The 6853-nt window shown below is 48.1% G+C and carries 5 protein-coding genes and 1 pseudogene; 3 read left to right on the top strand and 3 right to left on the bottom strand.

Annotation, left to right across the window (positions count from 1 at the left end; translation table 11 throughout):
* Positions 1-124: 124 nt before the first annotated feature.
* The 3 genes from ACFQZR_RS09105 to ACFQZR_RS09115 all read right to left on the bottom strand — a co-directional run bounded on the left by ACFQZR_RS09105 (position 125) and on the right by ACFQZR_RS09115 (position 3389).
* Positions 125-1228 (bottom strand): LolA family protein, encoded by a 1104-nt coding sequence (locus ACFQZR_RS09105; protein ID WP_379345042.1) that lies wholly within the window; start codon positions 1226-1228, stop codon positions 125-127.
* A gap of 434 nt (positions 1229-1662) precedes the next feature.
* Positions 1663-2337: a DUF559 domain-containing protein gene (locus ACFQZR_RS09110; RefSeq protein ID WP_379345044.1), complete on the bottom strand. Its 675-nt coding sequence runs from the start codon at positions 2335-2337 to the stop codon at positions 1663-1665.
* 500 nt (positions 2338-2837) lie between these two features.
* Positions 2838-3389 carry a GbsR/MarR family transcriptional regulator gene (locus ACFQZR_RS09115; RefSeq protein ID WP_379345046.1) on the bottom strand — a complete coding sequence of 184 codons (552 nt, stop codon included), beginning with the start codon at positions 3387-3389 and terminating at the stop codon, positions 2838-2840.
* Between the two features lie 362 nt (positions 3390-3751).
* Between ACFQZR_RS09115 and ACFQZR_RS09120 the strand changes: the two genes are divergently transcribed.
* The 3 genes and pseudogenes from ACFQZR_RS09120 to ACFQZR_RS09130 all read left to right on the top strand — a co-directional run bounded on the left by ACFQZR_RS09120 (position 3752) and on the right by ACFQZR_RS09130 (position 6743).
* Positions 3752-4954, top strand: a complete 1203-nt coding sequence (locus tag ACFQZR_RS09120; RefSeq protein ID WP_379345048.1) for a quaternary amine ABC transporter ATP-binding protein — start codon at positions 3752-3754, stop codon at positions 4952-4954.
* Positions 4944-5769: pseudogene (locus tag ACFQZR_RS09125) on the top strand (ABC transporter permease); the annotation flags it as partial. The gene ACFQZR_RS09120 and the pseudogene ACFQZR_RS09125, both read left to right, overlap by 11 nt.
* 41 nt (positions 5770-5810) lie before the next feature.
* Positions 5811-6743: a glycine betaine ABC transporter substrate-binding protein gene (locus ACFQZR_RS09130; RefSeq protein ID WP_379345050.1), complete on the top strand. Its 933-nt coding sequence runs from the start codon at positions 5811-5813 to the stop codon at positions 6741-6743.
* Positions 6744-6853 lie beyond the last annotated feature (110 nt).

The following is a 6853-nucleotide window of genomic DNA, read 5'->3' on the forward strand; positions in this document are numbered from 1 at the left end:
GTCAATGCAATGCACTTAATCATGGAATATAATATATATTTTTCCAACTAAATGGGTTCAAAAAGAAAAAGCTGCGCTTTCGGGCATTGTTCTACCCTTCGCACAGCTTCATCCTATTAGGTTCTTATTTACCCGATTGATCGATCAGGGAAGTTGCAATGCTGACCATCTCGGACTGCGGCAGGTCTGCACTGGAGAGACGGTATTCGATACCTTCATCCGTCATCCAAGTTAATGTGCGCTGTTCTGTGCCTGTCAGATGACCGATTGTAAAACCAAGGTCAACGCTCTCGCCGTTCATAATCGCCACTTTACGATCTTGAGGTCTAGATTCGCGAAGGGTGAAGTTATAATCCCCCGAATATCTGAGAAGTACGGCATAATCTGGCGCATCCGAAATTTCTTTGGCATCCTGCAGCGTCACGTTTGCTGGAATATAACCTGGCTCAATCATACCGAATGGACCCAAATCTTGTGTTGGTTCAGCTGTTGTCTCCTTGCTCGGCTCCGTGGATGGTTCTCCTTCCTTCGTGGAAGCTGCAGGATCACCCTTCTCGGTTACTTCACCCGTCGTAGGCAAGACCTCGATGTTCATGCCTGTTGTCATGTTGCGCTGCATCTCGAAGGAGTCCTTCTCGAATTTCGCATTGAAATCGAATTGGTCGAATTTCACCTCGACGACGACATTCGAATTCGCATCGGTCACTTGGACTTGTTTAGGCGCATACGTCTCTTTATTTAACCAAATCTTCTGGCGAACCAGCGCACTCGTCTGGTAATTCGCTAGCACATCGAACACGTAAGACTCCTTCTCCGAAGCGAACTGGCGCGTATTGTCTTGAAGGATGCTGTGTACCAAGGTTTGGTAGAGGTAGACCTGACCTTGTTTCTCCGGCCAATCGCTCTGGAAGCGGAAGCTCTTGTTCAAGCTAGGCGTCAAGACGAACACGCCTTCATCGTTGCGCAAGACGATTTGAGTAATATCTTTCTTGGCATTTTTGAGCGCAATGCGGTAGTACGATGGATTCTGATACCACACTTCAACCTGATACTCCTGCGGCTGCTGTCCCGTATGCAGTGTCATCGTACCTGATCCTTGATAACTCGATAGTTTGCTGACCACATGATCCAAATCCTTGACAATCGCTGCTGCATCTTTTGTCCCACACCCTGATAGCAAAAATGTTACACACATCACTATGGCCGTTATCCATGTGATCCGACGCATGAAATCATCCCCTCTGCACAATTGTTAATTCATTGATACATGTCTATGAGAGACCTTGGCCAATTATGCAGACTAGCATGACAAGCGTGACAACCTCTTTGTTGAGCTTGTCCGGGGGAGGGGGAGGGGGGGGGAGGCGGCGACGAGGGAAATAACTGCTTTTTAGCAGTTATTTCGGACGGGACGCAGCATGGAGGGCCATTTAACTGAGTTTATGCAGTTATTTCACTCATTCCGTCGCTGGTCGGGCTATTTAACTGCATTTGCGCAGTTATTTCGCTCGTTCCTCTGCCGCTCGGGCCTAATAACTGCTTATTAGCGGTTATTTCGGCTGGGACGCCACAGGGCTGGCGATTTAATTGCTTTTTGGAAGTTATTTCGTCTGGTAGCTGCACAGCGGTCTGATTAACTGCTAAAAGGCAGTTTTTCCTCAATCACCATATCATCTCGCCTATCGGCTTCCCTCCTAAGACATACTTTGTTACTCGGACACCATTCCCACTATGAATCGGTGTAAGGTAACCTTTTTTGCACAACTCTTGCAATAAACGAACTGCCGGGCGGTGACCCAGGCACAAATGCGTCTCAATATCCTTTGGGCGGAGAGGCTGTGCCATTTGATAAGCCAATCGCATAACCTCCCGCTCATCGCGCGAAGCAAGTCCGTAAGACTCTCCAATGCTGTTGTATCGACTCATAACCATCCTCAGCAGTGTTATACATAACTCCGGGCGATCAGCCACATCATCGTAAGCAAATGAGATGATCCGATATCCCATCGATTGCAGAAATGTCTCCCGATTCAGCTCATGACAATAACGTTTGCGATCCATATCCCGAACATGGGGGCCATAACCTTTGATCTCTATGATCAATCTGAGGTCTCCCGTTATCCATGCAAAGTCCGCAAAATATGACCGTCCCCGCCAGTCCGCCACCTCATATTCCGGATGAAGCTGCGCAAAGCTGCCTACCACAGGCCACCATACATAGCGCACAAAAAGCTCCTCCCCGTGCTGATGTCCGCGTTCCAAACGACCTTTTCGCTCGCCCGATCTCCTTTTCATATGGGAATTGATCCAAACCTCATGCGCTTTCTCATATTCCAACTATCATCATCTCCATTCAATACACAACAAAAAAACGCCCCTGTTCTTATCTAACGATAAGCAGAGACGTTCTTCGTCATGTGAAATATTCCATTTCTCTCATCATACCCGCTCCAGTGTGTGATATCAAGACGCAGAGTGCAAGGTTTGGAATCCTGCGGGCGGTGGGCGAAATAACTGCTTTTTAGCAGTTATTTCGGCCTAGACTTGGCATAGCGAACCAAATAACTGTTTTTAAGCAGTTATTTCTGCCTTGACGCAGCATAGCGGGCCATTTAACTGCTTTTTGACAGTTATTTCGCTCCAGACGCGGCACGGTGAACCAAATAACTGCTTTTTAGCAGTTATTTCGGCATTACGCACAGCAGCCACAGGTTAGCGCCAACATAGCCGTGCCCGAAACATACAAAAACGTCTCTGCTGATCAGCAGAGACGCTCTTCGCCTTATCCGCTATGCGATGTCCTTCCGCATACGCGCCGCGTTCCGTCATATCACCCGCTACTCCTTCGGCACCAACTGATAAATGTCCCCATTCTCTAAGCAGTCAATCAATCGATTCAACCAGGTATAGTACCGAACCGCACCTTCCATCTTCCGCTTGTCCACTTCGAGCACACCGCGAATCGCCGAATCCTCGGGAATTTCCTGCATCATCCGGCTAATCTCATCGATCGAACGCCGAATGATCTGGATGTTCGTCTCCACCGCTTTGCGCCACTCGATGGCAAAATAATCCGTAAACGTCTGGTACCAATCATATTCCACCTCATAGAGGTCCTTGCGGGAGCCTTTTTCCCATACTTTATTCACCATATTCAAATCAAGCAGCGTACGCATACTGGTACTCATGCTTGTTTTACTCATACTCATTTCCCGACCCATCTCATCGAGGGTCATCGGCTTGTCCGCGAAAAAAAGAAGGCCGTACAAATGCCCGGTAGATAACGTAACGCCGTATAAATCCATATTGCGCCCGATCGCCTCAATGACACGTTTGCGTACACGAAGCACAGCGCTTTGTTCCTCTTGACTTAACTGGTCCAAGCTCATTGCTTGTAACCTCCTATTCTCAATCCATCATAAAACAGGTTCCACACGCCGTCCTGCAATGATCTCGCTACATTATTATGAATGATATTGGTAATTATAGTTATACCGTACCGTTTGTGATTTATGCCAAGCGGCAGATCATTGTCTATTTTAAGGAAAGGGAAATTAAATGTAAAGGACCGCAAGTGTGCATTAGATCAAGAAAAATCAGGGAATATCACGAAAGTATACTTTGTACAGTTTTTTCTGTACATACCAAATATACAGAATTTACGGTTGATCAATTGTGACTATCTCTGTTACAATGGGTAGCACATTATACATGCACCGAAGCTACCTATCAACTCAAAGGGGTGAATCGTATGGCTATATTAGAAATCAAAGATGTGATTAAACTGTTCGGACCTAACCAAGAGCAAGGCGTTGCTCTCCTGAAGCAAGGCTATACCAAACAACAGCTAGCCAAAGAAAAACAGATTACGGTCGGGGTCAATCGCGTCAATCTCGATATTCAACAAGGTGAGATCTTCGTTATTATGGGTCTCTCCGGCAGTGGTAAATCGACGCTCGTACGGATGTTCAACCGTCTTATCGAGCCGACATCCGGTCAAATCCTCGTGCATGGCAAAGACCTGATGAAGATGAACAAAGAACAACTCCGCCATGTTCGCCGCAAGACGATCAGCATGGTGTTCCAGAAATTCGCACTTTTTCCGCATCGCTCCGTCATAGAGAATGTGGAATACGGACTAGAAATCCAGAAGGTCGATAAAAAGACACGCCGAGAAAAAGCATTACAGTCGCTAGAACTCGTCGGTCTTAAAGGTTGGGGAGACAAGAAGCCAGATGAGCTCAGCGGCGGGATGCAGCAGCGTGTCGGTCTCGCACGGGCGCTCGCCAACGATCCCGAAGTGCTGCTCATGGATGAAGCCTTCAGCGCGCTTGATCCCCTCATCCGCCGGGATATGCAGGATGAGCTGTTGGAGCTGCAGCTTCGAATGAAGAAGACGATTATCTTCATCACGCATGACCTCGATGAGGCCTTGCGTATCGGTGATCGGATTGCGCTTATGCGCGAAGGTTCGGTCGTCCAAGTGGGTACGCCCGAGGAAATTCTGATGCAGCCGGCGAACCGGTTCGTAGAACGTTTCGTGGAAGACGTAGACTTGTCCAAAGTCTTAACCGCCTCCCATGTCATGCGACGTCCCGAGACAATCACGCTCGATCGGGGTCCAAGAACGGCACTACAGCTCATGCGTGAACGCGGTATCTCCAACCTCTTCGTCATTGACCGCTCCAAGCATTTGCTCGGCGTTATTACGGCCGAAGATGCGTCGAACGCTTATAAGCATAATCATACTCTCCAAGATATTCTGATCACCGACGGCCCGAAGGTCACGCCTGAACGCTTGATTGGCGAGTTATTCGAAATTACCAGCTCTGCGAAAGTACCGCTGGCCGTTGTAGACAGTGATAACCGATTGCTCGGCGTCATTGTCCGTGGGGCGCTTCTCGGTGCATTAGCCGGCGATATCGACTTCAAGGAGGTGACCGATCATGCCTAAAATTCCTATAGCGGAGTGGGTACAGAGTCTTGTGGAATGGATGAGCGATCATCTCTCCGTTCTATTCGATGCCATCTCGCTCATCATTGCAACCGTCGTCGATTTTATTGCGTGGCTGTTCTTGCTCCCACATCCGATTATTTTCATTCTCATTCTAGGGGTCATTGCGTACTGGGCTGGCCGGATTCCGCTCGCACTGTTCTCCATGATCGGATTCCTATTGATCTATAACCTGGACTATTGGACTCAAACGATGGATAGTCTTGCCCTTGTCATTACGTCCGGGCTCGTCTCCATTTTACTTGGGGTACCGATCGGCATTCTGACAGCCTACAATCGTACAGCATCTCGCACTATCATTCCGATTCTGGATTTCATGCAGACGATGCCGGCCTTTGTATACTTATTGCCTGCGGTTACCTTTTTCAGCCTTGGCGTCGTGCCTGGGGTTATTGCATCGGTTATCTTCTCCATCCCCCCTACCATTCGTTTAACGCAGCTTGGGATCAAGCAGGTACCGGAGGAACTGGTCGAGGCATCGAACGCCTTTGGATCGACTGCATTCCAGAAGTTATTCAAGGTTCAATTGCCTTTGGCGATGCCAACGCTCATGGCAGGTGTGAACCAGACCATCATGCTCTCGCTATCTATGGTCGTCATCGCATCCATGATCGGAGCACAAGGGATCGGAGCAGAAGTCTATCGCGCCGTTACGCAGCTCCAGATCGGTAAAGGCTTCGAGGCAGGTCTTGTCGTTGTTATTCTAGCGATTGTGCTCGACCGTCTGAGTCAGAATATATTCAAGACGAAGAAGAGATAAGTACGCTCTTCCTATTCGCGAAAGGAGTGAACAGACATGCGCAAATTGAAAACGATCAAAGTCATTCTGGTTAGTCTCCTGATGATCTCACTGCTCTCGGGTTGCCTCAATCCAGACCGCCGAACATTAGGTGAGACGATACCGAAGAGCAATAAATCAATAACTTCCGATGAGTCTGTAGGGGCACAGACGAACTATCAGATTATCGGGATTGATCCCGGTGCAGGGATTATGAAGGCGGCGCATAAAGCCCTTCAGGATTATCAATTGACGGATTGGAGTCTCGTGGAAGGATCAGGTGCAGCCATGACTGCTACGCTTGATAAAGCCATTAAGCAGCAAAGCCCCATCATTATTACGGGATGGACACCGCATTGGATGTTCTCGAAATATGAGCTCAAATATTTGGAGGATCCAAAAAAATCTTTTGGAGAAGCCGAAGAAATCCATACCATTGCCCGTAAAGGCTTAAAGAAGGATCATCCTGTCGCGTATACCTTCCTGGATCGATTCGAATGGACACCGGAAGAGATGGGTCAGATCATGACTGCCATTCAAGAAGGGGTCTCACCTGCTGACGCAGCAAAAACTTGGGCCGAAGCCAATCCAGCACGCATTAAACCATGGATTGAAGGGCTTCAGCCGGTCAAAGGCGATTCGATCAAAATCGGATATGTCGCATGGGATTCAGAGATTGCCAGCACGAATCTACTCAAATATGTGCTTGAGACCAAGCTTGGATATAAGGTTAACGCCTTACAAGTCGAAGCTGGACCCATGTTCACGGGTGTAGCGAATGGCGATGTCGACGTCTCGGCTGCGGCATGGCTGCCATTAACACATGCGGATTACTGGGCGAAGTATAAGGATAAGCTCGATGATCTCGGACCGAATATGACCGGTGTGAAGACGGGATTTGTTGTACCAGCCTATATGAATATCAACTCTATAGAAGACTTGCATTCGTAAGCATTACAAAAAAGCAGACTGACGACTATGAACTGCACCCCAATTGTTAGACACCATCTAGCAATTGGAGGTGCAGTTTTTTTGTCAAAATTCAATTTAGATTTGAAGAT

The organism is Paenibacillus sp. GCM10027629 (assembly GCF_042676425.1).
Lineage (GTDB): Bacteria > Bacillota > Bacilli > Paenibacillales > Paenibacillaceae > Paenibacillus_K > Paenibacillus_K terrigena.

Coding starts and splice junctions, on each gene's coding strand:
- ACFQZR_RS09105 (WP_379345042.1), bottom strand. CDS start 1,228: ATGCGTCGGATCACATGGATAACGGCCATAGTGATGTGTGTAACATTT.
- ACFQZR_RS09115 (WP_379345046.1), bottom strand. CDS start 3,389: ATGAGCTTGGACCAGTTAAGTCAAGAGGAACAAAGCGCTGTGCTTCGT.
- ACFQZR_RS09120 (WP_379345048.1), top strand. CDS start 3,752: ATGGCTATATTAGAAATCAAAGATGTGATTAAACTGTTCGGACCTAAC.
- ACFQZR_RS09130 (WP_379345050.1), top strand. CDS start 5,811: ATGCGCAAATTGAAAACGATCAAAGTCATTCTGGTTAGTCTCCTGATG.